Origin of the sequence: Paractinoplanes deccanensis (genome assembly GCF_016862115.1) — a bacterium.
Taxonomy (GTDB): Bacteria; Actinomycetota; Actinomycetes; order Mycobacteriales; family Micromonosporaceae; genus Actinoplanes; species Actinoplanes deccanensis.
The window spans coordinates 1-23,545 of sequence record NZ_BOMI01000012.1; the positions used below are offsets into that span (position 1 = coordinate 1).

The following is a 23,545-nucleotide window of genomic DNA, read 5'->3' on the forward strand; positions in this document are numbered from 1 at the left end:
GACCCGGCAGGCAAGGCCGGTGAATCCGCGAGCGGGGCCGGTGAATCCGCGAGCGGGGCCGGTAGATCAGCGGGCGAGGCCGGCGAATCCGCGAGCGGGGCCGACGGTGAATCGGCGGCGGCGGCGGCAACGTCCTTCAGGAGCGCCGCGTCGCCGGCGCCGGCTTCGAGGGCCTCGTGGGCCGAGGCGAGGGTGAGCACCAGGTTGGTGCCGGTGTCGCCGTCGGGGACCGGGTAGACGTTCAGCTCGTCGATCTCGCGCTGGTGGGCCCGGAGGGCGCGCAGGCCGCCGCCGCACCAGCGGCGGACGGTGGCGGCGTCCAGGGTCTCGAGCACGCGAAAATCGTACTAACCACCTCTGACAATTGCCGGGGGCCGCACGGCCGGATCCCCCTGGCCCAGGTGGGCGCGGGGACCGATTCGCCGACTCGCCCGGGCATCATGTAACCTTGCCGGGTTGCCTGCGGCGATGTTCGCTGGGCGCCTTCAGTTTCGTTTCGACCCAGGAGTACTCCCGTGGCTAGCGTGTGCGACGTCTGTGGCAAGGGACCGGGCTTCGGCCACAACGTGTCCCACTCGCACCGGCGGACCAACCGCCGCTGGAACCCGAACATCCAGTCTGTGCGCACCCCCGCCGGTGGCGGCACGACCAAGAAGCTCAAGGTCTGCACCTCGTGCATCAAGGCCGGCAAGGTCACCCGCGCCTGAGCGACGTTCGTCCACCAGCCCTTCGGCCACGCGGCCGAGGGGCTGGTTGTGTTTGCGCCCAAGAGCGCCCGGCCGGGAAGGCGAGCTGACCGTCCGCGCCCGGCCGGGAGGGCGAGCTGACGGGCGCAGGAGGCGACCACACCCGGCGGGAAGGGTTAGCTGCCGGGCGCAGGAGGCGGCCGCGCCCGGCCGGTGATGACCGCCGGGCCTCAGCGCCGGCTCCGCCCTACAGCGCCTTCGCGTAGGAGAGCACGCCCTCCTCGCCCGCGTAATAGCCGAAGTCCTCAATCCGGACATATCCGGCAGACTCGTAGAGGTTGATCGCCTCCGGCTGCTTGTCGCCCGTCTCGAGGATGACGCGGCGGCAGCCCGCCTCCCGGGCCGACTCCTCGATCGTGGCGAGCAGGCGCCGGCCGAGGCCGCGGCCGCGGGCCGCCTTCGCGGTGAACATGCGCTTGAGCTCGGCGTCGTCGCCGTGGCGGCGCCATCCGGCGCAGCCGATCAGCTGGTCGCCGTCGTCGGCCACGAAGAAGACGCCGTTCGGCGGCACGAACTCCGCCGCGCTGATCGGGGTGTCGTCGCCGCTGCCGCCGTACCGCTCGGAGAGCTCTGACAGCACGTCGACGAGCAGCTCGCGCACGACCGGCTCGTCGAGCTCGGCCCGCCTGATCTTGATTTCCCGCACGGGCTCCACAGTAATGAGCGGGGCAGGGCGGCGGCCCCTACGCGTGACGCGGGCCTCAGCGGAAGTGATCCCAGCCCAGCGGCCCCGTCCACGGCTTCTTGTCGACCGTCACACCCGTGCCGTCGTGCACGACGCCGATCTGCCGCCAGCCCTCCGGCAGCGGCACGCCCGCCGGGAAGGTGGCCGCCAGCGCGTGGTCGTCGCCGCCGGCCAGCAGCCACTGGAGCGGGTCGACGCCGAGCGCCGTCGCGGCGTCGCGCATCTGGCCGGGGATCTCGAAGCGCTCGGTGTGGACGTCGACGCCCACGACGCTGGCCTTGGCGATGTGGCCCAGGTCCTGGAGCAGGCCGTCGGACACGTCGATCATCGCGGTCGCGCCGGCGCGGGCGGCGGCCGGGCCCGCGGCATAGGGCACCTGCGGCCGGCGGTACGCCTCCACGAGGGCCTTCGGCGTCCGGAATCCCCGGGACAGCACCGTGTAGCCGGCCGCCGCGTGGCCGACGCGGCCCGCCAGCGCGACGATGTCGCCCGGCTGGGCGCCGCTGCGCAGGACGGGCGCCTGGCCGGCCAGGTCGCCCAGGGCGGTGACGGCGACCGTGAGAGTGGGGCTCGACGACATGTCGCCGCCGACCACGCTCGCGCCGACCAGGGACGCCTCCGCCGACAGGCCGCCCGCCAGGTCCTCGGCCCAGGCGGCCTCCATGTCGACCGGCGCGCAGAGCGCGACCAGCAGCGCCGTCGGGACGGCGCCCATGGCCGCGATGTCGGCGAGGTTGGCCGCGGCCGCCCGGTGGCCGATGTCGGCGGGGCTCGACCAGTCGCGGCGGAAATGTCTGCCCTCGACAAGAACATCGGTGGATGCCACTATCCGACCGTCGGGCGCGGCCACGATCGCGCTGTCGTCGCCCGGACCGAGCAGCGTCGTCGGGCCGGTCTCGAGCCGCGCGACCACCCGGGCGATGAGCCCGAACTCGCCGGCCTCGGCAATGCTCACGTGTACGGCCTTTCGTCCCTGAATAGCGTCGATGATTACGGTAGTTTCACGTTCGGGTTACGGCGGCGGCGGAATGGAGTCAGAGCGTGGTCCAGGCATACATCCTGATCCAAACCGAGGTCGGAAAGGCCCATGACGTGGCCGCCGCGATCGGCAAAATACCGGGTGTGGTACGAGTCGACGCGGTCACCGGGCCGTACGACGTGGTCGTGCTCGCCGAGGCGCACACCGTCGACGACCTCGGCAGCCTCATTGTGAGCAAAGTCCAGTACGTCCCGGGCATCATGCGGACGCTCACCTGCTCCGTGGTAAACCTCTGACATGGTCGACGTGGAGAACCCGCCGGTGAAGAAGCCGGACCCGGCGACGCGGGGCGCGGCGCTGTGGGCGACGCTCATCGCCGTACCGGTGGCTCTGATCGTGGGTCTCCTGGTCTTCTGGAAGATCGCGCCGGGCGGCGGTGACGCGGCCGCGGAACCCTCCGCGAGCGCCACCACGCCGGCCGTCGTGCCGTCCACTCCGGTCGAGATGGCCGCTCCGAAACTCGACGCGAAGACCAAGCAGGTCTGCCTCGCGGTGACCTCGCAGCTGCCCACCACCGTGCGGGACCTGCCCGCGCGCAAGGTGAGCGCCGGTCCGGAGCAGAACGCGGCCTACGGCGAGCCGCCCATCACCGTCGCGTGTGGCGTGCCGCAGCCGACCATGTGCGAGCGCACCGACGGCGGGCACGCGGGCTGCGTACCGCTCGACGCCGTGATGTTGAGGATGAACGGCGTCTGCTGGTACGGGCAGGACCTGCCGGCCACCGACGTCTTCACCACGATGGACCGTGAGGTCGCCGTGCAGGTGCAGGTGCCCGGCAGCTACGAGCAGACCGCCCAGTGGGCCAACGAGTTCTCGGACGCCGTGGTCCAGACCGTGAAGTCCCGGACCGGCGGCGTCCCGACCGGCTGCAGCCAATAGCTAGTGCAGGCCCGTGCCGCGGCGCAGCGCGGTGCGGACCAGGCGGTCGACGACCTTGGGGTATTCGAGGCCGGTGGCCGCCCACATCAGCGGGAACATCGACGTCGGCGTCATGCCGGGCATCGTGTTGATCTCGTTGAGGTAGATCTGGTGGTCGGCGGTGACGAAGAAGTCGACGCGGGCCAGCCCGGCGCAGTCGAGCGCGGTGAAGGTGCGCTTCGCGTACTCCTGGATCCGGCGGGTGACCTCGGCCGGCAGGTCCGCCGGGAGGTCGTAGCCGCCGCCCTCGATGTACTTCGTCTCGAAGTCGTACCAGTCGTTGTCGCCGACCTTGATCTCGGCGAGCAGCGACGCGTCGGGCGCGCCGCCGGCCTCGCCCTCGAGCACGCCGCACTCGATCTCGCGGCCCACGATGGCGGCCTCGACCAGCACCTTGGGGTCGATCTGCCGGGCGGTGGCGACCGCCTCGTCGAGGTCGGCCCAGTCGGTGACCTTGGTGATGCCGTGCGACGAGCCGGCCCGCGAGGGCTTCACGAAGACCGGCAGGCCGAGGCGCTCCTTGTCGGCCTCGGAGAGCGAGACGCCGGCGCGCAGCACCGCGTACGGCCCGACCGGGATGCCCTCGACGGTGGCGAGCTTCTTGGTGAACTCCTTGTCCATGGCGGCCGCGGAGGCGAAGACGTTGGCGCCCACGTAGGGCAGGCCGGCCATCTCGAGCAGGCCCTGGATGGTGCCGTCCTCGCCGTACGCCCCGTGCAGCACCGGGAAGACCACATCGACGTCGGCCAGCGAGGACACACCCGCACCCGGGTCGCGCACGATGAGCTGGGAGTCGGCCAGGACCACGGCGGAGCCGCTGCCCGCGGTGATCTCGGGCAGCTTCCGGTCGACGATGGCGAGCGACGCCGGGTCGTCCCCGGCCAGCACCCACTGGCCCTCCCGCGTGATGCCGACCGGGACCACCTCGTACTGATCCGGGTCGAGTGCGCGCAGGATGCTCCCGGCGCTCACGCACGAGATCGCGTGCTCGGTGCTGCGACCGCCGAACACGATCGCGACTCGGGTCTTCCGAGGGGTCGTCACTTTTCTCCGGGCCTCTCGCTAGCGGGCGTGCCGGGGGTGACCCTACTCTGCGTCAGCCACCTTGGGGATGGCCGCTGGCAGCACGAACGCGCGGTTCATCAGCCCCGCACGGAGCGTGATCAGCCGGACGTTCGGCGGATCGGCGTGTCCCGCATCACGCGGTAGAGGACCAGGAACCCGCCGACGATCACGGCGAGCGTGAGCACGAGCGCCGTCCCGTACGGCAGGCGGTCGATCGTCTCTCCGAACTGGTCGAACTTGACGAGATTGTCGGCCACGGCCAGCGGGATCGCCCCCGGGATGATGAGCAGCACACCGATCCACGGGTTGAACCGGTAGAAGCCGGCCGTGACGAGCATGCCGGTGACCATGTATGCCATCGAGCCCGGCAGCAGATGACCGAACTCGGCGGGCGCGCCGGTGAGCGTGAAGACCGGATAGTCCGGGCCGCGCAGGTCGAGCGCGCCCAGCAGCAGGCTCTCCACGCCGTGCCCGGCCGTGACGACCGCCGCCAGCAACGCGGTCAGCGCCACGCCGAACATGGCCAGGCCGCCGAGGAACTCGCCCCGGGTGACGCCGTTGGCGACGAACAGCCGCAGATGCAGGCTGATGAGCAGGATGCCGGCGACGAGCGGCCAGTACTTCAGCGCCGCACCGGCCATCACGATCCAGAAGCTGAACTTGGACGGCCCCACGGTGTTGCCGATGACGACCAGGCCGATCGCCTCGACCGCCAGGATGATCGCCCCGAACCAGAGCAGGATCGGCCGGTAGATCCGGGCGAGGGTGCCGAACACGGTCATCGCGACGCCTCCAGCGGCTGCGAGGTGAGGTGGACGAAGAGGTCCTGGATGCCGATCGGGCCGAAGCTGAGCCCGGCCGCCTCGCCGCGCTCGATCTCGCCGGGGTCGACGTGGCCGTCCAGGGTGACGGCGCGCACCCCGCCGAGGGTCTGCTCGCCCAGGATCACGCGCCCGGCGGCGAAGGCGGTGACCGCCTCGTACGGGCCCGTCACGGTCACGCCGCGGCCGCGCAGCGCGTCGGTCTCGTCGTGCACGATGACCCGGCCGCGATCCATGATGATCACCCGTTCGAAGAGGTCGGCGACCTCCTCGATGAGGTGGGTGGAGAGGATGATCGTGCGCGGGTGCTCGAGGTAGTCAGCGAGCAGCTCGCGGTAGAACAGGGTGCGGGCGACGGCGTCCATGCCGAGGTAGGACTCGTCGAGGATGGTCAGCGGGGTGCGCGCGGCCAGGCCGAGCACCACGCCGAACGCGGATCGCTGGCCGCGGGAGAGGGCCGAGACGCGCTTGCCCGGGTCGATCTGGAAGACGTCGAGCAGCTTCTCCGCGTACGGCTGATCCCAGGTCGGGCGCAGGCGCGCGGCCAGGTCGAGGGCGGACCGCAGGCGGTCGGAGTCGCTGAGGTCGAGGGTGTCGCGGATGAAGCAGGTGCGGCGGGCGACGCGCGGGTTCTCGTACGCCTCCTCGCCGTCGATCAGGACCACCCCGGCCGACGGTTTGCGGTACGACGCGATCGCGCTCAGCAGGCTCGTCTTGCCGGAGCCGTTGCGGCCCAGCAGGCCGTAGATCTTGCCGCCCGCCAGGTCGAGGCCGACGCTGTCGACGGCCACGGTGCGGCCGTACCGCACGGTGAGGTCGCGGATCTCGATGCTCACTTCTCCCCCAGGTGCTTCACGATCTCGTCGACACCGATGCCGATCCGCTTCGCCTCGTCGAGCATCGGGGCGACCACGTCGGCGAAGAACCGCTCGCGCCGCTCGGCGCGCAGCCGCTCGCGGGCGTCGGGGCTGACGAACATGCCGATGCCGCGCTTCTTGTAGAGCACGCCCTCCTCGACGAGCTGGGCGAAGCCCTTCGCCGCGGTGGCGGGGTTGATCCGGTAGAACGCCGCGTACTGGTTGGTGGACATGACCTGCTCGTCCTCCTCGAGGGCCCCGCTCAGGACGTCGTTCTTGATCCCCTCGGCGATCTGGAGGTAGATCGGGCTCCGGTCGTGAAACACGCCGAGCCTCCCTACTTCAGTGGTTCATTACTCATGTAACGAACCATAGACGTAGAGCGGCCGAGACCTCAAGCCGGTTCTCTACGCCGCGAACGTCTGCGGCAGCACGCCCTCGTCCCAGAGACGGTCGAGGTGCGCGAGGAAGCCGGTCAGGCTGCGCTCGAGCTCGCGCCGCTCACCGGCCGGCAGCACCGCGAGCGGGTCGCTGAGGACCAGGCCCTCCGGATGCCTGGCCCGGGTGCCCACGAACTTCGAGCACCCGGAGCACCACACGTAGCTCACCAGCGTCGGCCGCTTCGCGTTCGGCGGCACGGTGAAATAGGCGCGCAGGCGGCGCTCGCCGCACGCCGGGCAATCCCGCTCGCCCGGCTCGGCGAAGAAGCCGGCGCCCTGGGTCAGGGCCGCGACCTGGTCACCGGAGAAGGTGTCCCACCCCACGCTCAGGCCTCGTCGAGAGCGGCCGTCAGATCGGCGATCAGGTCGGCGGTGTCCTCGATGCCGCAGGAGAAGCGCACGAAGCCCGGCGAGGTGTCGTCGCCCCACTGCGCGCGCCGGTCGGCCGTGCTGTGCACGCCGCCGAACGAGGTGGCCGCGAAGACCAGCCCGGAGGCCGCGAGGAACCGGGCCACCCGCTGCTCGTCGCCGAGGTCGAAGGAGACCACGCCGGGGATGCGGCGCATCTGCCGCTTCGCCACCTCGTGCGACGGATCGCCGGCCAGGCCCGGCCAGCGCACCCCGGTCACGTCGTCGCGCGAGGCGAGGAACTCGGCGACCGCCGCCGCGTTTTGGGTCTGGCGCGCGAGCCGCAGGTCGAGCGTGGCGATCGAGCGGTGCGCCAGCCACGCGTCGAACGCGCCCGGCACCGCGCCGGTCTGCTTGCGCCACGTCTCGACCTTGTCGAAGAGCGCGACGTCGTTCGTCGCCACATAGCCGAGGAGCACGTCGGAGTGGCCGGTGAGCGCCTTGGTGCCGGAGGCGACGACCAGGTCGGCGCCGAGCGCCAGCGGGGACTGCCCGAGCGGCGTCGCCGTGGTGTTGTCCACCGCCACCAGCGCGCCGGCGGCGTGCGCGGCCTCCGCCAGCGCACGCACGTCGCACACGTCCAGGCCCGGGTTGGCCGGCGTTTCGAGCAGCACCAGCCGTACGCCGTCGAAGCTCGGATAGGGCCCGGCGGTGGGCACGAGCACCGTCTTGACCCCGAGGTCGCGCAGCGTGCCCTCGGCGAACGCCCGGACCGTGAAGTAGCCGTCGGCCGGCAGCGCCACGGTGTCGCCGGTGCGCAGCACGGCCAGCAGCAGCGCGGTGATGGCCGCCTGGCCGCTGGAGAAGACGAGCGTGCGGCCGCCCTCGAGCTCGCCGATGGCCGACTCGAGGTTGCGCCGGGTGGGGTGCTCGGTGCGGGCGTAGCCGTTGTCGCCCGGCCCGTCCGCCGGGTCGAGGTGATAGGGCGCCGCGAAGACCGGCCCGGGCAGGAACGGCCCGCCCACCACGGGCTCCGGCAGACCAGCGTGCACGGCTCGTGTGCCGTCCGAATAACTCATACCGGTTCTCCGCTTCGCTCCGAACCGGCATGAGGCACCAAAACGCCGAGCTGGCTGATTCGCTCGCTGCGCTCGCTCATTCCGGCTTCATCTCCCGGCCCATCAGCAGTTTTACGGCGACCCGCGGGTCGCCGCCCTCGTGGCAGACCCGCTCCACCTGCTCGGTGATCGGCATCTCGACCCCGTGCGCGCGCGCCAGGTCGCGGATGGCGAGGCAGCTCTTCACGCCCTCGGCGGTCTGCCGGGCGGCGGCCTGCGCCTGCTCCAGCGTCTTGCCGAGGCCCAGCTGCTCGCCGAAGGTGCGGTTGCGCGACAGCGGCGACGAGCAGGTGGCGACCAGGTCGCCGAGGCCGGCCAGGCCCGCGAAAGTCAGCGGGTCGGCGCCGAGCGCCGCGCCCAGCCGGGCCGTCTCGGCGAGGCCCCGGGTGATCAGCGAGGCCTTGGTGTTGTCGCCCATGCCCATCGCGACCGCCATGCCGTACGCCAGCGCGATCACGTTCTTCACCGCGCCGCCCAGCTCGCAGCCGATGACGTCGGCGCTCGTGTAGGGCCGCAGGTAGGGCAGCGCCATCGCGTGCTGCACCGCGCGGCAGCGCTCCACGTCGGTGCCGGCGACCACGGTGGCGGCCGGCTGCTCCGCGGCGATCTCGGGCGCCAGGTTGGGGCCCGAGACGACCACGACGCGGTCCTGCTCGACGTGGGCGGTCTCGACGATGACCTGGCTCATGCGCTTGGTGGTGCCGAGCTCGATGCCCTTCATCAGCGACACGATGGTGGAGCCGGGCTCGAAGGCGCCGGCCCACTCGGCGAGGTTGCCGCGCAACGTCTGCGACGGCACCGCGATGGCGACCAGCTCGGCGCCGGACACCGCGGCGGCGAGGTCGGTGGTCGCGGTGATGCGCTCGGGCAGCTTGACGCCGGGCAGCGCGCCCTCGTTCACGCGGTGATCGCGGATCGAGGCGGCGACCGTCTCGCGCCGGGCCCACATCGTCACGTCGGCGCCCGCCTCGGCCAGCACCTTGGCGAAGGCCGTGCCCCAGGCGCCCGACCCGATGACCGCGGCCCGGCTCACGCGGCGTCCTCCGGCGAGGTGCCGGCCTTGCGCCGCGGACGGTCGTAGAGCTCCGCCGGCGGCTGCTCGTGGCGCAGCTCGCCGACCAGGCCGCTGATCTCGTGCATGATGTGCTCGGTCATCTCCTCGAGCACCGCGCGGCCGGGCGTCGCGCCCGCCCAGCGGCTCAGGTCGATCGGCTTGCCCGAGGTCACCGTCACCGGCCGGCGCGGGCGCAGGCTCAGCTTGCCGGTGCGCGGGTCGAAGATGTCCTGGGCGCCCCAGTTGGCGACCGGCACCACGGGCGCGCCGGTGACCAGCGCCAGCCGGGCCGCGCCGGTCTTGCCGCGCATCGGCCACAACAGCGGGTCGCGGGTGGTCGTGCCCTCGGGATAGATGACCACCACGCCGTCGTTGTTCAGCGCCTCGATCAGCGCGTCCAGCGACTTCACCGCCTCGACGCTGCCCCGCTCGACCGGGATCTGGCGCACCTTGCGCAGGAACGGGCCCATCACCGGCACCCGCCACAGGCTGGCCTTGCCCAGGAACTGGGGCCACCGGCCGGCGCCGTAGATGTAGTGGGCCACCACCAGCGGGTCGAAGTGCGACGCGTGGTTGGCGACGATGATCACACCGCCCGATCGCGGGATGTTCTCCATGTTGAGCCAGGTCCGCTTGGTCCAGACCTTCAGCACGGGAATCACCAGCGCGGCCGCGAACCGACGCCAGAACCCGAGCCTGCGGTGCGCCACGGCCCCTCCTACCTGCTGTGCGGCAGGGTCCCGCCGCGTCTCAAATACGAAATCATGCCCGCTCGAAGCCCGCGGTACCAGGTAGGGGTCCTTACCGGCACCGGCTGGCACACTTGGCGGAATGCGTGGGGACTGGACTGCGGTCATGCCGGTGAAGCGGCTGGGGGTGGCGAAGAGCCGGCTGCGCGGCGCGGTTCCGCCGGCCCGGCACGCCGATCTCGCGCTCGCCATGGTGCGCGACACGGTCACCGCGGTGCTCGCCGTCTGCGACCTCGTGGTGGTGACCGACGACCCGGTGATCGCCGCTGCCGCCGCCGGCCTGGGCGCCCGCGCCGTGCCCGACCTGCCGGACGCCGGGCTCAACGACGCCATGCGGTACGGCGCCGACGAGGTCGCCGGGCTCACCCGCTTCCGTGCCGTGCTCGCCGGTGACCTCCCGGCGCTGCGGCCCGCCGAGCTCGACGAGGCCCTCACCGAGGCCGGGGACGCTCGCTCGTACGTGGTGGACGCCGCGGGCACCGGCACCGTGCTCCTGGCCGCGCCTCCCGGCGTACCGCTGGATCCTCGGTTCGGCATCGGGTCGGCGCGAGCCCACGCGGAGTCGGGCGCGCGGGCCCTCGGCGGCGACTGGCCGGGCCTGCGGCAGGACGTCGACACCCCGGCCGACCTGGCCACCGTGCTGGCCCTCGGCGCCGGGGCGCACACCTGCGCGCTGCTGCGTGATCTGGGACTCAAGGTGGCCTGCGTCTCGGCCGCCTGACCGGTAGCGTCGAGCCCATGCAGGGGACCATCGCCACCTTCGACGCCGGCGCCCGCAGCGGCACGCTGCTGCTGGACGACGGGACTGAGCTGCCCTTCGGCGCGCCCGCCTTCGACGGCTCCGGGCTGCGCAAGCTCCGGCTCGGCCAGCGGGTCGCCGTGGAGCGCGATCCGGACGGCGCCGTTCGTCAGGTGAGAATCCCCGGCATCGCCTGACACCAGCAAACATCAGTTCGTTTCACGTTGCTCGAAAAGCGGCAATGATGGAGCGATGCAGACCCCGCCCCGGACCCAGGAAAGCCGTCGGCGTGGCCCGAACGGCCGTTTTCTTCCGCGATCGGCCGAGCAACTGACTACGGAGCAACTCGTGACCGCCACCACCGAACCCGTCGAGGCGCCCGAGCCGGACCGGCCCGAGCTGCCCGAGGACCGCTTCCTCAACCGCGAGCTGTCCTGGCTCGACTTCAACTCCCGCGTGCTCACGCTGGCCGAGGAGCCGGAGACGCCGCTGCTGGAACGGGCGAAGTTCCTCGCCATCTTCGCCAGCAACCTCGACGAGTTCTACATGGTGCGCGTCGCCGGCCTGAAGCGGCGGCTGAGCGCCGGCCTGCCGATGCGCGGCGGCGACCGCAGCTCGCTGCGCAACCAGCTCGCGATGATCTCGCAGCGGGTCGCCGACCTGGTCACCCGGCAGGCCGCCTGCTTCGCCGACGAGGTGCGCCCCAAGCTGTCGGCCGAGGGCATCGAGCTGGTCTCCTGGAGCGAGCTCGACGCGCCCGAGCGCGAGCGCCTGCGCACCTACTTCCGCGAGCAGGTCTTTCCGGTGCTGACCCCGCTGGCGGTCGACCCGGCGCACCCGTTCCCGTACATCTCCAGCCGGTCGCTCAACCTCGCCGTGGCGCTGCGCGACCCCGACGACGCCAACGCCGAGCTGTTCGCCCGCATCAAGGTGCCCAACAACGTGCCGCGCTTCGTGACGGTGCAGAACGACAGCCGCGGCGTGCGCTTCCTGCCCGTCGAGGAGCTCGTCGCGGTCCACCTCGACCAGCTCTTCCCCGGCATGCAGGTCCTGGAGTGGCACCTGTTCCGGGTGACCCGCAACGCCGAGCTCGAGGTCGACGAGGACCGCGACGAGGACCTGCTCCAGGCGCTCGAGCGCGAGCTCGCGCAGCGCCGCTTCGGCCCGCCCGTGCGGCTGGAGGTCGCCGCCTCGATCAGCGACCACGTGCTCGAGCTGCTGGTGCGCGAGCTCGACATGGACAGCGAGGACGTGCAGCGCGTGCCGGGCCTGCTCGACCTCTCCGCGCTCTGGCAGGTCTTCGGCGAGACCGACCGCGACGACCTCAAGGACCGCCCGTTCGTGCCGGCCACCCACCCGCAGCTGGCCGACGGCGAGGTGCCGCGCAGCGTCTTCAACCGCCTGCGCGAGAGCGACATCCTGGTGCACCACCCGTACCACTCGTTCTCGACCAGCGTGCAGCGGTTCATCGAGCAGGCCGCCGCCGACCCCAACGTGCTCGCCATCAAGCAGACGCTCTACCGCACCTCCGGCGACTCGCCGATCGTCGACGCGCTGGTCGACGCGGCCGCCGCCGGCAAGCAGGTCGTGGTGCTGGTCGAGGTCAAGGCGCGCTTCGACGAGGTGGCCAACATCGCCTGGGCGCGCACCCTGGAGCGGGCCGGCTGTCACGTGGTCTACGGCCTGGTCGGCCTCAAGACCCACTGCAAGACCGCTCTGGTGGTGCGCCAGGAGGGCAACCAGATCCGCCGGTACTGCCACATCGGCACGGGCAACTACCACCCCAAGACCGCCCGGCTGTACGAGGACTTCGGCATGCTCACCGCCGACCCCGAGGTGGGCGCCGACGTCACCGACCTGTTCAACGTGCTCACCGGCTACAGCCGCCAGCGCAAGTACCGCCGCCTGCTGGTGGCGCCGCACGGCGTGCGCTCCGGCCTGATCGAGCGCATCGAGGAGCAGGCCCGCATCGCGCGCGAGGGCGGCGACGCGCTCGTCCAGATCAAGGTCAACTCGCTGGTCGACGAGGAGAGCATCGACGCGCTCTACCGGGCCTCCCAGGACGGCGTGCGGGTCGACCTGATCATCCGGGGCATGTGCGCGCTGCGGCCCGGCGTTCCCGGCCTCTCCGAGAACATCCGGGTCCGCTCGATCGTCGGCCGCTTCCTGGAGCACTCGCGGGTCTTCCGGTTCGGCGCCGGCGACGACGCCGAATACTGGATCGGCTCGGCCGACCTGATGCACCGTAACCTCGACCGCCGCGTCGAGGCGCTGGTCAAGGTGGTCCAGCCGAGCGCCCGCGAGGAGCTGCGCTACGTGCTCGAGCTGGCGATGGACGACCGCACCGAGGGCTTCGACCTGCACGGCGACGGCACCTGGCACCGCAACCCGGTCAACCCGGCCGACGCGCACATGCACCTCCAGGAGGCGCTGCTGCGCCGCGTCATCGACAAGAAGGCGAAGGCGGTCTGATGCCGGAGCCGATCCGTGCCGCGGGCGGCGTGCTCTGCCGCCCGGCCGGCGACGGCCTCGAGGTGTGCCTCGTGCACCGCCCGCGGTACGACGACTGGGCGCTGCCCAAGGGCCATCTCGACCACGGCGAGCCGGCGATTCTCGGCGCGCTGCGCGAGGTGCTGGAGGAGACCGGCCGGTCGGGCCGCCCGGTGCTCGCCCTGCCTCGCGTCGCGTACGACCTGCCCGACGGCCGGCCCAAGACGGTCGACTACTGGCTGATGACCGTCACCGGCGACGAGGGCCCGGTGCGAGACACCGACGAGGTCGACAGCGTCGAGTGGCTCTCGCTGGCCGACGCGGCCGAGCGGGTCAGCTACGCCGACGAGCGCGCCCTGCTCGAGCACGTGGCCGGGTTGCCGCCGGTGACCTCGGTGGCCGTGCTGGTCCGCCACGCGCACGCCGGCGAGCGCAAGAAGTGGAGCGGCAACGACGCGCTGCGCCCGATCGACCCGGTCGGCCAGGCGCAGTCCGAGCGACTGGCCGACCTGCTCGCGCCGCTCGCACCGCAACGCCTCGTGTCCGCCACCCCGTTGCGGTGCAAGCAGACCCTGGAGCCGCTCGCGGCCGCGCTGGGCGGCATGCCGATCGTGATGGACGGCGGCTTCGCGGAGCCCGCCGACGCCGACGAGGCGCCCGCCAAGGCCAAGCTGGCCGCGCAGCGCCTGCTCGACCTGCGCTCGCACGGTCTGACCGTCGTGTGCAGCCAGGGCAAGCTGATCCCGCGGCTGCTGGCCACGCTGGCCGACGCGGCCGACCCGGCGCCCTACAAGACGTCCAAGGGCGAGGGCTGGCTGCTCACCTGGTCCGGCGAGCGGCTGCTGGGCTCGTCGCGGCTCTGACGCGCTCCCGCTGCCGCCGCACGGGCGGCGGCGAGTCGGCGCGCCAGTAGCCGAGCAGGTCGCCGGTGAGCCACCGGGCGCGCCACAACTCGTCGTCGCGCGGCTCCCAGTCGCGATAGGGCAGCAGCGCGACCCGCCAGCTGAGCACACAGACGAGATACCAGTTGTAGAGGGGGATCACCCCCAGCCAGGCGTCCCGGGGCCGGTACGACGCCCACGGGGCCAGCAAACGCACGGCCAGGCCGGCCCAGGCGCCCGTGACGATCCAGTCGAGCAGCGCCGAGCCGGTCCACCGCTCGGCCAGTCCGCCGAGGATCCAGCCCGGCACGACGGCGGCCGCGAACAACAGCGCCGCGATCAGCGACCGGCCCACCAGCCCCCTCGGCAACGCTCTGCGCTCCATGCCCGGACGGTAGGCGCCGCGGCCTCCTCCGCGCCGGGACACAGAAAAAGCGTCCACCGTTCGGGTGGACGCCTTCTCGGCTGTGCGTGCTGACGCCGAGGCGTCAGCTGGTCTTGCGGGTGGTACGGCTGGCGCGAGCGCGCGACGGGGTCTCCGCGGCGGCTGCGGTGGTGGTCTTGCGTGCGGTCGTCTTCTTGGCCGCGGCGGCGGTCTTCGTCGCGGTGGCAGCCTTCTTGGCGGGGGCGGCCTTGGTAGCGGCGGTCTTCTTCGCCGCGGTCGCCTTGGTGGCCGTGGCCTTGGTGGCCGTGGCCTTGGTGGCTGCGGCCTTGGTGGCAGTGGACTTGGCCGGGGCTGCCTTGGTGGCGGCGGTCTTGGCGGGGGCCGCCTTGGTCGCCGTCGTCTTCTTGGCCGCGGCCGTCTTGGTCGCGGTGGCCGACTTGGCCGGTGCCGCCTTGGTGGCGGCGGTCTTCTTGGCCGCCGTCGCCTTGGTGGCGGTCGCCTTGGTGGCGGTCGCCTTCGTCGCGGTGGCCTTGGTGGCGGCCGCCTTGGTGGCTGTGGACTTCGCCGGAGCCGCCTTGGTGGCAGCAGCCGCCTTGGTGGCGGTCGCCTTGGTCGCCGTGGCCTTGGTGGCAGCGGCCTTCTTCGCGGGGGCCGCGGCCTTCGCGACCTTTCCGCTCGCCACCATCTCGCGGAAGGCGGTGCCAGGCTTGAAGGCCGGCACCGATGTTTTCTTCACTTTCACCGGTTCGCCGGTGCGAGGATTGCGAGCCGTACGCGCGTTGCGTGCCCGCTTCTCGAAGACGCCGAAGCCGGTGATGGCAACCCGGTCGCCCTTGGTGACGGCGTTCTCCACCTCGCTGATGACCGCATCCAGCGCCGCCGTCGCCGTCTTCCGGTCTCCTAGCCGGGCGGCCAGCGCCTCGATGAGCTCGGCCTTGTTCACGATTTTCCTCCCGAACGTGAGAAGTGGCCCAATGCGAGCCATTCTGCGCGCACCGTATGCCCTCTGACCAGCGGACACAAACATTCGTGTCAAAAAAACCCTTGTGTTGCAACGATTTCGCCCCCGCCGGGGACTCGGCGAGGGCGAAAAATCGTGTTCTGACAGGGGTTTTCGTCGCTCAGGCAACGACCGGCTTGAAGGCGGGACGCTTCTTCTCGTACGCCGTGATGAGCTCTTCGTGGCGCAGGGTCAGTCCGATGTCGTCGAGGCCCTCCATGAGCCTCCACCTGCTGAAATCGTCGATCGGGAACTGCCACGAGGCGTCGTCCACGCGCACCTGACGGGCCTCGAGGTCGACCGTGATCTGCTTTTCCGGCTCGCTCTCACCGAGATCCCAGAGGGCTTCCACGGCCTTCTGATCGAGCTGGACCGGCAGCAGACCCTCCTTCAGGGCATTCCCCCGGAAGATATCGCCGAAGCGGGCGGCGATCACCACCTTGAAGCCCCAGTCGCGCAGCGCCCAGACCGCGTGCTGGCGCGACGATCCGGTGCCGAAGTTGGGCCCGGCGACCAGGATCGTGGCGCCCGCGTGCGCCGGGTTGTTGAGCACGAACGACGGATCGTCGCGCCAGGCGCTGAAGAGGCCGTCCTCGAATCCGGTGCGGGTGACCCGCTTGAGGTACACCGCCGGGATGATCTGGTCGGTGTCCACATCGGAACGGCGCAGCGGCATGACCTTGCCGCTGTGGCTGACGAACTTGTCCATCTGATCTCTCCCAGGCTCAGAGGTCGGCGGGCGCGGCCAGCTTGCCGACCACGGCGGTGGCGGCGGCGACCTGCGGCGAGACCAGGTGCGTACGCCCGCCCTTGCCCTGCCGGCCCTCGAAGTTGCGGTTGGAGGTGGAGGCGGCGCGCTGGCCCGGGGTGAGCGTGTCGGGGTTCATGCCCAGGCACATGGAGCAGCCGGCGAACCGCCACTCGGCGCCCGCGTCCTTGAAGATCTTGTCGAGCCCCTCGGCCTCGGCCGCCTCGCGCACCTTGTACGACCCCGGCACGATCATCATGCGGACGCCGTCGTGCACCTTGTGGCCGCGGATAACCTCGGCCGCGGCGCGCAGGTCCTCGATGCGGCCGTTGGTGCAGGAGCCCACGAAGACCACGTCGACCGGCACCTCGCGGAACGGCGTGCCGGGCTGGAGATCCATGTACTCCAGCGCGCGGCGGGCGGCGCTGCGGTCGGTCTCCTCGACGAACTCCTCGGGGTCCGGCACCACGCTGTCGAGCGGCGCGCCCTGGCCCGGGTTGGTGCCCCAGGTGATGAACGGGCTGATCGCCGAGGCGTCCACGATGATCTCGGTGTCGTACTCCGCGCCCTCGTCGGTCACGAGCGTCTTCCAGTACGCGACGGCGGCGTCCCACTCCTCGCCCTTGGGCGCGTGCTCGCGACCCTTGAGGTACTCGAAGGTGGTCTCGTCCGGCGCGATCATGCCAGCCTTGGCGCCCCACTCGATGCTCATGTTGCAGATCGTCATCCGGCCCTCCATGGAGAGCTTGCGGATGGCCTCGCCGCGGTACTCCACGATGTGGCCGTTGCCGCCGCCGGTGCCGGTCTGGGTGATCAGCGCGAGGATCAGGTCCTTGGCGGAGACGCCCGGGCCGAGCTCGCCGACGACCGTGACGGCCATCGTCTTGGGCTTCGCCTGCGGCAGCGTCTGGGTGGCGAGGACGTGCTCGACCTCACTCGTGCCGATGCCGAACGCGAGCGCGCCGAACGCGCCGTGCGTGGCCGTGTGCGAATCGCCGCAGACGATCGTCATGCCCGGCTGGGTGAGACCGAGCTGCGGCCCGATCACGTGCACGATGCCCTGGTTGATGTCGCCCAGCGGGCGGATCTGCACGCCGAACTCGGCGCAGTTCTTGCGCAGCGTCTCGATCTGCGTCCGCGAGGTCGTGTCGGCGATCGTGAAAAGCTCGCCGCGCTTGGTGTTGAACGCCGGGTCCGCGTAGCCGGTCGGCGTGTTGTGGTCCTCGGTCGCGAGCGTGAGATCGGTGCGCCGGACCTGACGGCCGGCCATGCGCAGGCCGTCGAAGGCCTGCGGGCTGGTCACCTCGTGCAGCAGGTGCAGGTCGATGTAGAGCAGATCAGGCTCACCCTCGGCAGCACGCACGACATGGTCGTCCCAGACCTTTTCGGCCAGGGTCCTCGGAGTGACTCCCACCATCTGGACATCCTAAATTCTGGGAGGTATGTTTCGGCTTGTGGGACACAGTATGAGCGGTGTCGGCGTTCTCGACAAGGCGGTGGTCATCCTCGCGGCCTGTGTCGACGGCGCCAGCCTGGCGGAACTCGTCGACCGTACGAAGCTGCCCCGGGCGACGGCACATCGCCTGGCCCAGGCCCTGGAGATCCACCGGATGCTCGTCCGCGACACCCAGGGACGCTGGCGCCCCGGCCCCCGCCTGGGCGAGCTGGCGAACGCGGCACCCGACGTGCTGCTGACCGCCGCCGAGCCCCTGCTTTCCGCATTGCGGGACGCGACCGGGGAGAGCGCGCAGCTCTACCTGCGCCGTGCCGACGAGCGCATCTGCGTGGCCGCCGCCGAGCGCGCCAGCGGCCTGCGCGACACCGTGCCGGTCGGCTCGGTCCTCCCGATGGTGGCCGGATCGGCGGCCCAGATCCTGCTCGCGTGGGAGCCGCCCGAGGCGGTCATGCCGCTGCTGCCCCGCTGCAAGTTCACCGGCCGCACCCTGGCCGAGGTCCGCCGCCGAGGCTGGGCCCAGAGCGTCGCCGAGCGCGAGCCCGGTGTGGCAAGCGTCTCGGCGCCGATCCGCGACCGCACGGGCCGGGTCATCGCGGCCATCTCGATAAGCGGTCCGATCGAACGGCTCGGCCGCCGCCCCGGCGAGCGCCACGCGATGGCTGTGGTGCGGGCGGGGCAGCGGCTTTCCGGCCTCTGAGACATCGGATCGGAGACTTTCGGACCTGTGATGGGCGCGCCCCGCGTCGATAGGGTCGCGGCGTGCGGCTGTTCGGGCGTGAGGCGGAGTGCGCCATCCTCGACGAGCTCGTGGCGGGCGCACCCGAGGCGCGCAGCGCTGTCGCGGTCCTGCGTGGTGAGCCCGGTGTGGGCAAGACCTCGCTGCTGCGCTACGCGCGCTCCCGGGTGCCCCGCAGCCTCTGGGTCAGCGGCGTCGAGGCCGAGGCCCATTTCCCGTACGCGGCGCTGCACCGCCTGCTGATCCCGCTCCTGCCCGGCCGTGCCGCCCTGCCGGCCGCCCAGCGCGCGGCGCTCGAGGTCGCCTGCGGGCTGTCCGGCGGCGAACCCGCCGACCTGCATCTGGTCAGCCTCGCCGCGCTCACCCTGCTGGCGCGGGAGCCTCGCCTGTGCGTCGTCGACGACGCGCAGTGGGTCGACAGCGAATCGTTGCGGGCGTTGGCTTTCGTCGGCCGCCGCCTTCACGCCGAGGGTGTCGTCCTCCTCCTCGGCTGGCGCGGCTCGCCGGCTCCCGCCGAGGCCGGCCCGGAAACCGGATTCGGCGGGGCGGTCAAGGGAGCGGGAACAGGCGCGGTCCCGCCGGCCGGGCTTCCCGTGCTGGACGTCGGAGGTCTTCGGGAGGAGGCGGCGCTGGCGCTGCTGGCCGAGAGCGCCGACGGGCCGCTGGATCCGGCGATCGCGGCGGCGATCGTGCGGGCGACCGGCGGCAATCCGCTGGCGCTCACCGATCTGGGGCGGGAGCTGACCGCCGAGCAGCTTCGCGGTACGAGCCCGCTGCCCGGGCCGATGCCGATCGGCAGCCGGCTGGAGGCGCACTATGCGGCTCGGGTGCGGGGCTACACCGAGGCGACACGCGTCTGGCTGCTGGTGGCCGCGGCGGGGGCGGGCGAGCACGTCGGGGCGGCCGCCACCGCCCTCGGCGTATCCGCCTCGGACGCGGAGCCGGCGGAGTCGGACGGGCTCCTGACGAGCGTCTCGCCGCCGGTCTTCCGGCATCCCCTGATGCGGTCGGCCGTCTACGGTGACGCGCCGGCTCCGCTGCGCCGCTCGGTGCACGCCGCCCTGGCGGCGGCCGCCGGCGGTCCGGACGACGCGGACCGGCGCGCCTGGCATCTCGCGGCGGCCGCGCCCGGCCCGGACGAGGCGGTCGCCGCGGAGCTCGAACGCCGCGCCGGCCGCGCCGCGGCGCGCGGGGGCCATGCGGCCCGGGCGGATTTCCTCGCCAGGGCCGCCGAACTGACCGATGATTCCCGCGACCGGGCCGTGCGGCTGACCGCGGCGGCGGAGGCCGCCCTGACCGCCGGCGCAGCGACGCGCGCCCTGCGCCTGCTGGACGACATCACCCCGGCCCGGCCCGGCGAGCCGCACCAGCGCGGCGCCGTGGCCGAGACCGGGGCTGAGGCGGGCACGCAGGCGCGACTCCGGCCCGCGATGGACGCGCGGTGGCGGGGTGTGGCGTTGATGGTGCGCGCCGGGGCGGCGGTCAGCGCGCACGTGCCCGGCGCCAACCGGTATGCCTCGGCCATGTGCCTGGAGGCGGCCGAGGCGTTCGGCGCGGCCTGGCCGGAGCTGGCCCGGGCCGCGGTGCTGTCGGCGATCGAGCACGAGATCGCGGTGGAGGACCTCATTACCGGCACGACGGCGGGAGGCATCGCGGCCGTCGCGCGGCGGATGGCCGGCGAGCCGCCGGTGGGTGCGGCCGGCGCGCTCATGGCGGCGTACGCGGCGGTGATCGAGGAGGACCTGGTGGCGGCCGCGCCGGCGCTGCGCAGGGCGGTCGCGGCGATGGCCGACGTCGCGCTGCCGGAACGGGAACTGCTGCGGCACATCGTGGTCGCCGTGTCGGTGAGCACGATGCTGTGGGACGACCGCAGCCGTCAGGCGATCCTCGACCGGGCGACGGCCGCGGCGCACCGGACGGGCGCGCTGCAATCGCTCGACCTCGTGTACTTCATGGCGGCGATGAGCGACGCGACGCTGGGACGGCTCACCGACGCGGATCGGCACGAGGCGGCGGGCCTGCGGCTGCGCCGGGCCATCGGGATCACCGCCGAACGGCAGCGCGTCTGGAACCACCCCGAGCTGGCCGCGTGGCGGATCGGGCCGGGCGAACGGGCACCGGTGCGGCCGGAAGCGTTCGAGGCGCTGGGTCTCGGCGCCATGCGGTCGCTCACGGCGCACGGTCTCGCGATCCGCGACATCGCCTGCGGGGACTACGCGGCGGCGGCCCGCCGGCTGGCGCCGCTCGCCGATCTCGGGCGGCCCGGCCGCTACGCGCGGGTGCTGCCCGATCTGGTGGAGAGCGCGCTGCGCACCGGCGATCGGCGCACGGCGGGCCTGGCACACGACGATCTCGCCAGGGCCGCGGAGGCGGCGGGCACCGACTGGGCGATCGGGCTGCGGGAGCGCTCCGCCGCGCTGCTGGCCGAGGACGGGGCGGCCGAATCCCTTTACCGGCAGGCGATCGAGCGGCTCGGCGGCACGCTCGCGTACGGCGACCTCGCGCGGGCGCGCCTGCTCTACGGCGAGTGGCTGCGGCGCCGGCGGCGACGGCGGGAGGCCCGGGAGCAGCTCGGTGCCGCACTGGAGATGTTCGACGCGGTCCGGGCGGTGGCCTTCGCCCATCGGGCCGGGCGCGAGCTGGGCGCGCTCGGCGGGACCGGGCGCAACCCCGTACCCCAGCAGAGCGAAGCGACCGGACTGACCACGCAGGAGGCCGCGGTGGCGCGCCTCGCCCGCAACGGCGGGACCAACGCGGAGATCGCGGCGCATCTGTTTCTCAGCGCCAGCACCGTGGATTACCACCTGCGCAAGGTCTACCGGAAGCTCGGGGTGAACTCGCGGAGGCAGCTGCGCGAGGCGTTGCACGACTGACTACGCGAATCGCGTGATGCGCCGGTGGTCGCGCTCCCATGACGATCGAGGCATGAGACCTGTCGTTCTTGTTCATGGTTTTTGGGTGACCCCGCGCAGCTGGGAGAACTGGAAGGCGCACTACGAGGCCAAGGGCCATCAGGTGATCGCGCCCGCCTATCCCGGCTTCGAGGTCGAGGTGGAGGCGCTCAACGCCGATCCGACCCCGGTCGTCAACGTCACCGTGCCGCAGATCATCGCCCGCTACGAGGAGGCGATCAGGGCGCTGCCGGAGCCCCCGATCATCATCGGTCACTCGGCCGGCGGCGCGTTCACGCAGATCCTGCTCGACCACGGCTTCGGCGCGGCGGGTGTCGCGCTCAACTCGGCACCGACCGAGGGCGTACGGGTGGTGCCGCTCTCCCAGCTCAAGTCGACGTTTCCCGTGCTGAAGAGCCCCGCCAACCGGCACAAGGCGATCCCGCTCACCTTCGAGGAGTGGAAGTACGCGTTCACCAACACGTTCACCGAGGAGGAGTCGCGCTACCTGTACGAGCGGTACGCGATCCCGGCCAGCGGCGGCATCCTGTGGGGCGGCGTGCTCGCCAACTTCCAGCCGGGCCACCAGGACACGTGGGTCGACTACCACAACGACAACCGGGCGCCGCTGCTGTTCGTCTCGGGCTCCGAGGACCACATCATGCCCCCGGCGATCCAGGAGTCGAACCACAAGCACTACAAGTCCAACACCATCACGGAACGCAAGGAGTACGAGGGGTACGCGCACCTGCTGCCCGCGCAGAAGGGCTGGGAGCAGATCGCCGACGAGGTCCTCGACTGGGCGCTGAGGCACGCGTCTTGAGCGACCTGTCCATCACCCACATCGGCGGCCCGACGACGCTGCTCGAGCTCGGCGGCGTACGCCTGCTCGTCGACCCCACGTTCGACGCTCCCGGGCGCAGGTACTCCTTCGGCTGGGGCACGTCGTCGCGCAAGACGGCCGGCCCCGCGCTGCCCGCCGCGTCGCTCGGCCCGCTCGACGGCGTGCTGCTCACCCACGACCAGCACGCCGACAATCTCGACGACGCCGGCCGGGCCCTGCTCTCCTCGGCGCCGACGGTGATCACGACGGTCGCGGGCGGCCGCCGCCTCGGCGCGACGGGCTTGGCACCGTGGGAGTCGGCACACGTGGGCGACGTCGAGGTGACCGCCACCCCGTCCCGGCACGGCCCGTGGTGGAGCGTCCCGATCGTCGGCCCCACAACGGGTTTCGCCCTGCGCCCGCGCGGCTCCTCAGCGGTGGTCTGGATCTCCGGCGACACGGTTCTGTTCCCCGGCGTGCTCCAGGTCGCCGACCGGTTCGACGTGGAGACCGCGATCCTGCACCTCGGCAAGGTCCAGTTCGGTCTGACCGGCCCCGCCCGTTTCACCATGACCGGCCGCGACGCCGCGGCCCTGTGCGACCGGATCAGGCCACGCCGGATCGTTCCCGTGCACTACGAGGGCTGGTCGCACTTCCGCGAGGGCCGCAAGCAGATCGAGGCGGCCTTTCCTCAGGGCAGGCTGACGTGGCTGGAGCCCGGGGTCCAGACCGCGTTGTCGTGAGCGAAGACCACCTGCTTCGGATCGAGCGCCATCAGCAGGCCGAGCCACGCCGGTTGCTCCCCCACGCCGGCGTGGCGCCCCAGCACATCACTGGTGAACAACGTCGCGTTGTCGTGGCTCTGCCCCGCCACCACGACAACCCCGTCCCGCCGCCGCACCACCACCGACTGATGCCCCGCCGTATGCCCCGGCGTGGGCACGATCCGCACCCCCGGAAACACCTCGGCCTCGCCGTCGATCTCCTCGATCCGCGCCCCCGGATGATCCACCAACTCCGGCAACGTATGGCTCTCCGCCGCCCGGGCCAGCGCCAGCTCCGCCCGCTGCGCGAAGACCGGCCGCCCCGCCAGCTCCGCGTTCCCCCCACAGTGATCGAAGTGCAGGTGACAGTTCACCACCACCTTCACCCGCCCCACATCCCCATCGGCCTCCGCCAGCGCCTTGCCCAACGGCACCCGCACAGGCCGATACCAGGCATCCACCTCGGGATGAGCCCCCATCCCCGTGTCCACGAGCAGAACCCCCGCATCCGGATGCTCGATCAGATACCCGAACGCCGGCTCAACCCGCGCCCGCCCGGTCCCCGTCTCTTCCGCCGGCCGCACAAAGAACCCGTAATCCACCCGCCGAACCCCGATATCCCGCATCCCCCCACCGTAGGCACTCTCCCTGCCCAGCCCTTACGCCCAGAACGAACAGCAACACCCACGCACGCCGCCCTCCCCACGGCCGACACAGAACCAACGGCCGACGCAGAACCAACGGCCCACACCCCCGACCAGCCAGCAAACGCCCGCCTTCACGCGACGCGCC

At 72.1% G+C, this 23,545-nt stretch carries 26 protein-coding genes and 1 pseudogene; 11 read left to right on the forward strand and 16 right to left on the reverse strand.

Features of this window, described 5'->3' with window-relative positions:
- Positions 1-335 (reverse strand): annotated as a pseudogene (locus Ade02nite_RS49030) (hypothetical protein); the annotation flags it as partial.
- Between the two features lie 180 nt (positions 336-515).
- Between Ade02nite_RS49030 and rpmB the strand changes: the two are divergent.
- Positions 516-707 (forward strand): 50S ribosomal protein L28, encoded by a 192-nt coding sequence (rpmB, locus tag Ade02nite_RS03980; protein WP_007075181.1) that lies wholly within the window; start codon positions 516-518, stop codon positions 705-707.
- 226 nt (positions 708-933) lie between these two features.
- Here the strand turns inward: rpmB and Ade02nite_RS03985 are convergent, their stop codons facing one another.
- Entirely contained in the window at positions 934-1,392 is a 459-nt protein-coding gene (locus tag Ade02nite_RS03985; protein WP_203760117.1) for a GNAT family N-acetyltransferase, read from the reverse strand.
- A gap of 55 nt (positions 1,393-1,447) precedes the next feature.
- Complete coding sequence (locus Ade02nite_RS03990) at positions 1,448-2,386, reverse strand: thiamine-phosphate kinase (RefSeq protein ID WP_203760118.1); 939 nt, start codon at positions 2,384-2,386, stop codon at positions 1,448-1,450.
- 86 nt (positions 2,387-2,472) lie between these two features.
- Between Ade02nite_RS03990 and Ade02nite_RS03995 the strand changes: the two genes are divergently transcribed.
- On the forward strand, positions 2,473-2,706 hold the full coding sequence (locus Ade02nite_RS03995) for an Lrp/AsnC ligand binding domain-containing protein (protein WP_097318348.1): 234 nt from the start codon (positions 2,473-2,475) through the stop codon (positions 2,704-2,706).
- Position 2,707: 1 nt separating this feature from the next.
- The gene (locus tag Ade02nite_RS04000; RefSeq protein WP_203760119.1) at positions 2,708-3,349 is read left to right on the forward strand and encodes a DUF3515 family protein; all 642 of its coding nucleotides are present in this window, start codon (positions 2,708-2,710) and stop codon (positions 3,347-3,349) included.
- Here the strand turns inward: Ade02nite_RS04000 and Ade02nite_RS04005 are convergent, their stop codons facing one another.
- The 8 genes from Ade02nite_RS04005 to Ade02nite_RS04040 all read right to left on the reverse strand — a co-directional run bounded on the left by Ade02nite_RS04005 (position 3,350) and on the right by Ade02nite_RS04040 (position 9,801).
- Complete coding sequence (locus Ade02nite_RS04005) at positions 3,350-4,432, reverse strand: D-alanine--D-alanine ligase family protein (protein WP_203760120.1); 1,083 nt, start codon at positions 4,430-4,432, stop codon at positions 3,350-3,352.
- Between the two features lie 119 nt (positions 4,433-4,551).
- On the reverse strand, positions 4,552-5,235 hold the full coding sequence (locus Ade02nite_RS04010) for a hypothetical protein (protein WP_203760121.1): 684 nt from the start codon (positions 5,233-5,235) through the stop codon (positions 4,552-4,554).
- Positions 5,232-6,110: an ATP-binding cassette domain-containing protein gene (locus Ade02nite_RS04015; protein ID WP_203760122.1), complete on the reverse strand. Its 879-nt coding sequence runs from the start codon at positions 6,108-6,110 to the stop codon at positions 5,232-5,234. The genes Ade02nite_RS04010 and Ade02nite_RS04015 overlap by 4 nt, the downstream gene beginning before the upstream one ends.
- The gene (locus Ade02nite_RS04020; RefSeq protein ID WP_203760123.1) at positions 6,107-6,457 is read right to left on the reverse strand and encodes a GntR family transcriptional regulator; all 351 of its coding nucleotides are present in this window, start codon (positions 6,455-6,457) and stop codon (positions 6,107-6,109) included. The genes Ade02nite_RS04015 and Ade02nite_RS04020 overlap by 4 nt, the downstream gene beginning before the upstream one ends.
- Before the next feature lie 81 nt (positions 6,458-6,538).
- Positions 6,539-6,895: a hypothetical protein gene (locus Ade02nite_RS04025; RefSeq protein WP_203760124.1), complete on the reverse strand. Its 357-nt coding sequence runs from the start codon at positions 6,893-6,895 to the stop codon at positions 6,539-6,541.
- A 2-nt stretch (positions 6,896-6,897) separates the two neighbouring features.
- Entirely contained in the window at positions 6,898-7,998 is a 1,101-nt protein-coding gene (locus Ade02nite_RS04030) for a cystathionine gamma-lyase (protein WP_203760125.1), read from the reverse strand.
- A 76-nt stretch (positions 7,999-8,074) separates the two neighbouring features.
- Positions 8,075-9,070, reverse strand: coding sequence for an NAD(P)H-dependent glycerol-3-phosphate dehydrogenase (locus Ade02nite_RS04035; protein WP_203760126.1), 996 nt, complete (start codon positions 9,068-9,070; stop codon positions 8,075-8,077).
- On the reverse strand, positions 9,067-9,801 hold the full coding sequence (locus Ade02nite_RS04040; protein WP_203760127.1) for a lysophospholipid acyltransferase family protein: 735 nt from the start codon (positions 9,799-9,801) through the stop codon (positions 9,067-9,069). Before Ade02nite_RS04040 ends, Ade02nite_RS04035 begins: the two co-directional genes overlap by 4 nt.
- Positions 9,802-9,922: 121 nt before the next feature.
- Here Ade02nite_RS04040 and cofC point away from each other — a divergent pair, with 121 nt between their 5' ends.
- The 4 genes from cofC to Ade02nite_RS04060 are packed head-to-tail and all read left to right on the forward strand — an operon-like array spanning position 9,923 to position 13,932.
- Positions 9,923-10,561, forward strand: coding sequence for a 2-phospho-L-lactate guanylyltransferase (gene cofC / locus Ade02nite_RS04045; RefSeq protein WP_203760128.1), 639 nt, complete (start codon positions 9,923-9,925; stop codon positions 10,559-10,561).
- Between the two features lie 17 nt (positions 10,562-10,578).
- Positions 10,579-10,776, forward strand: a complete 198-nt coding sequence (locus tag Ade02nite_RS04050; RefSeq protein ID WP_203760129.1) for a cold-shock protein — start codon at positions 10,579-10,581, stop codon at positions 10,774-10,776.
- A gap of 55 nt (positions 10,777-10,831) precedes the next feature.
- Entirely contained in the window at positions 10,832-13,051 is a 2,220-nt protein-coding gene (locus tag Ade02nite_RS04055) for an RNA degradosome polyphosphate kinase (RefSeq protein ID WP_203760130.1), read from the forward strand.
- Positions 13,051-13,932: an NUDIX hydrolase gene (locus Ade02nite_RS04060; protein ID WP_203760131.1), complete on the forward strand. Its 882-nt coding sequence runs from the start codon at positions 13,051-13,053 to the stop codon at positions 13,930-13,932. The genes Ade02nite_RS04055 and Ade02nite_RS04060 overlap by 1 nt, the downstream gene beginning before the upstream one ends.
- Here Ade02nite_RS04060 and Ade02nite_RS04065 read toward each other — a convergent pair.
- The 4 genes from Ade02nite_RS04065 to leuC form a co-directional block, all read right to left on the reverse strand.
- Entirely contained in the window at positions 13,889-14,335 is a 447-nt protein-coding gene (locus Ade02nite_RS04065) for a hypothetical protein (protein ID WP_203760132.1), read from the reverse strand. The two genes, Ade02nite_RS04060 and Ade02nite_RS04065, sit on opposite strands and share 44 nt — an antisense overlap.
- 103 nt (positions 14,336-14,438) lie before the next feature.
- Positions 14,439-15,278, reverse strand: coding sequence for an HU family DNA-binding protein (locus Ade02nite_RS04070; RefSeq protein ID WP_203760133.1), 840 nt, complete (start codon positions 15,276-15,278; stop codon positions 14,439-14,441).
- Positions 15,279-15,456: 178 nt separating this feature from the next.
- Positions 15,457-16,044 carry a 3-isopropylmalate dehydratase small subunit gene (gene leuD, locus Ade02nite_RS04075; RefSeq protein ID WP_203760134.1) on the reverse strand — a complete coding sequence of 196 codons (588 nt, stop codon included), beginning with the start codon at positions 16,042-16,044 and terminating at the stop codon, positions 15,457-15,459.
- Between the two features lie 16 nt (positions 16,045-16,060).
- Positions 16,061-17,500: a 3-isopropylmalate dehydratase large subunit gene (leuC, locus tag Ade02nite_RS04080; protein ID WP_203760135.1), complete on the reverse strand. Its 1,440-nt coding sequence runs from the start codon at positions 17,498-17,500 to the stop codon at positions 16,061-16,063.
- A gap of 49 nt (positions 17,501-17,549) precedes the next feature.
- On the opposite strand from leuC, the gene Ade02nite_RS04085 reads away from it, so the two are divergent.
- From Ade02nite_RS04085 to Ade02nite_RS04100, 4 genes are all read left to right on the forward strand, one after another.
- Positions 17,550-18,236 carry an IclR family transcriptional regulator gene (locus Ade02nite_RS04085; RefSeq protein WP_127497394.1) on the forward strand — a complete coding sequence of 229 codons (687 nt, stop codon included), beginning with the start codon at positions 17,550-17,552 and terminating at the stop codon, positions 18,234-18,236.
- Between the two features lie 62 nt (positions 18,237-18,298).
- Positions 18,299-21,148, forward strand: coding sequence for a helix-turn-helix transcriptional regulator (locus Ade02nite_RS04090; protein ID WP_203760136.1), 2,850 nt, complete (start codon positions 18,299-18,301; stop codon positions 21,146-21,148).
- 52 nt (positions 21,149-21,200) lie between these two features.
- Positions 21,201-21,989, forward strand: coding sequence for an alpha/beta hydrolase (locus tag Ade02nite_RS04095; protein ID WP_203760137.1), 789 nt, complete (start codon positions 21,201-21,203; stop codon positions 21,987-21,989).
- Positions 21,986-22,732 (forward strand): MBL fold metallo-hydrolase, encoded by a 747-nt coding sequence (locus Ade02nite_RS04100; protein ID WP_203760138.1) that lies wholly within the window; start codon positions 21,986-21,988, stop codon positions 22,730-22,732. The genes Ade02nite_RS04095 and Ade02nite_RS04100 overlap by 4 nt, the downstream gene beginning before the upstream one ends.
- Here Ade02nite_RS04100 and Ade02nite_RS04105 read toward each other — a convergent pair.
- The gene (locus Ade02nite_RS04105; RefSeq protein WP_203760139.1) at positions 22,681-23,379 is read right to left on the reverse strand and encodes an MBL fold metallo-hydrolase; all 699 of its coding nucleotides are present in this window, start codon (positions 23,377-23,379) and stop codon (positions 22,681-22,683) included. The genes Ade02nite_RS04100 and Ade02nite_RS04105 overlap by 52 nt on opposite strands.
- Between the last annotated feature and the right edge of the window lie 166 nt (positions 23,380-23,545).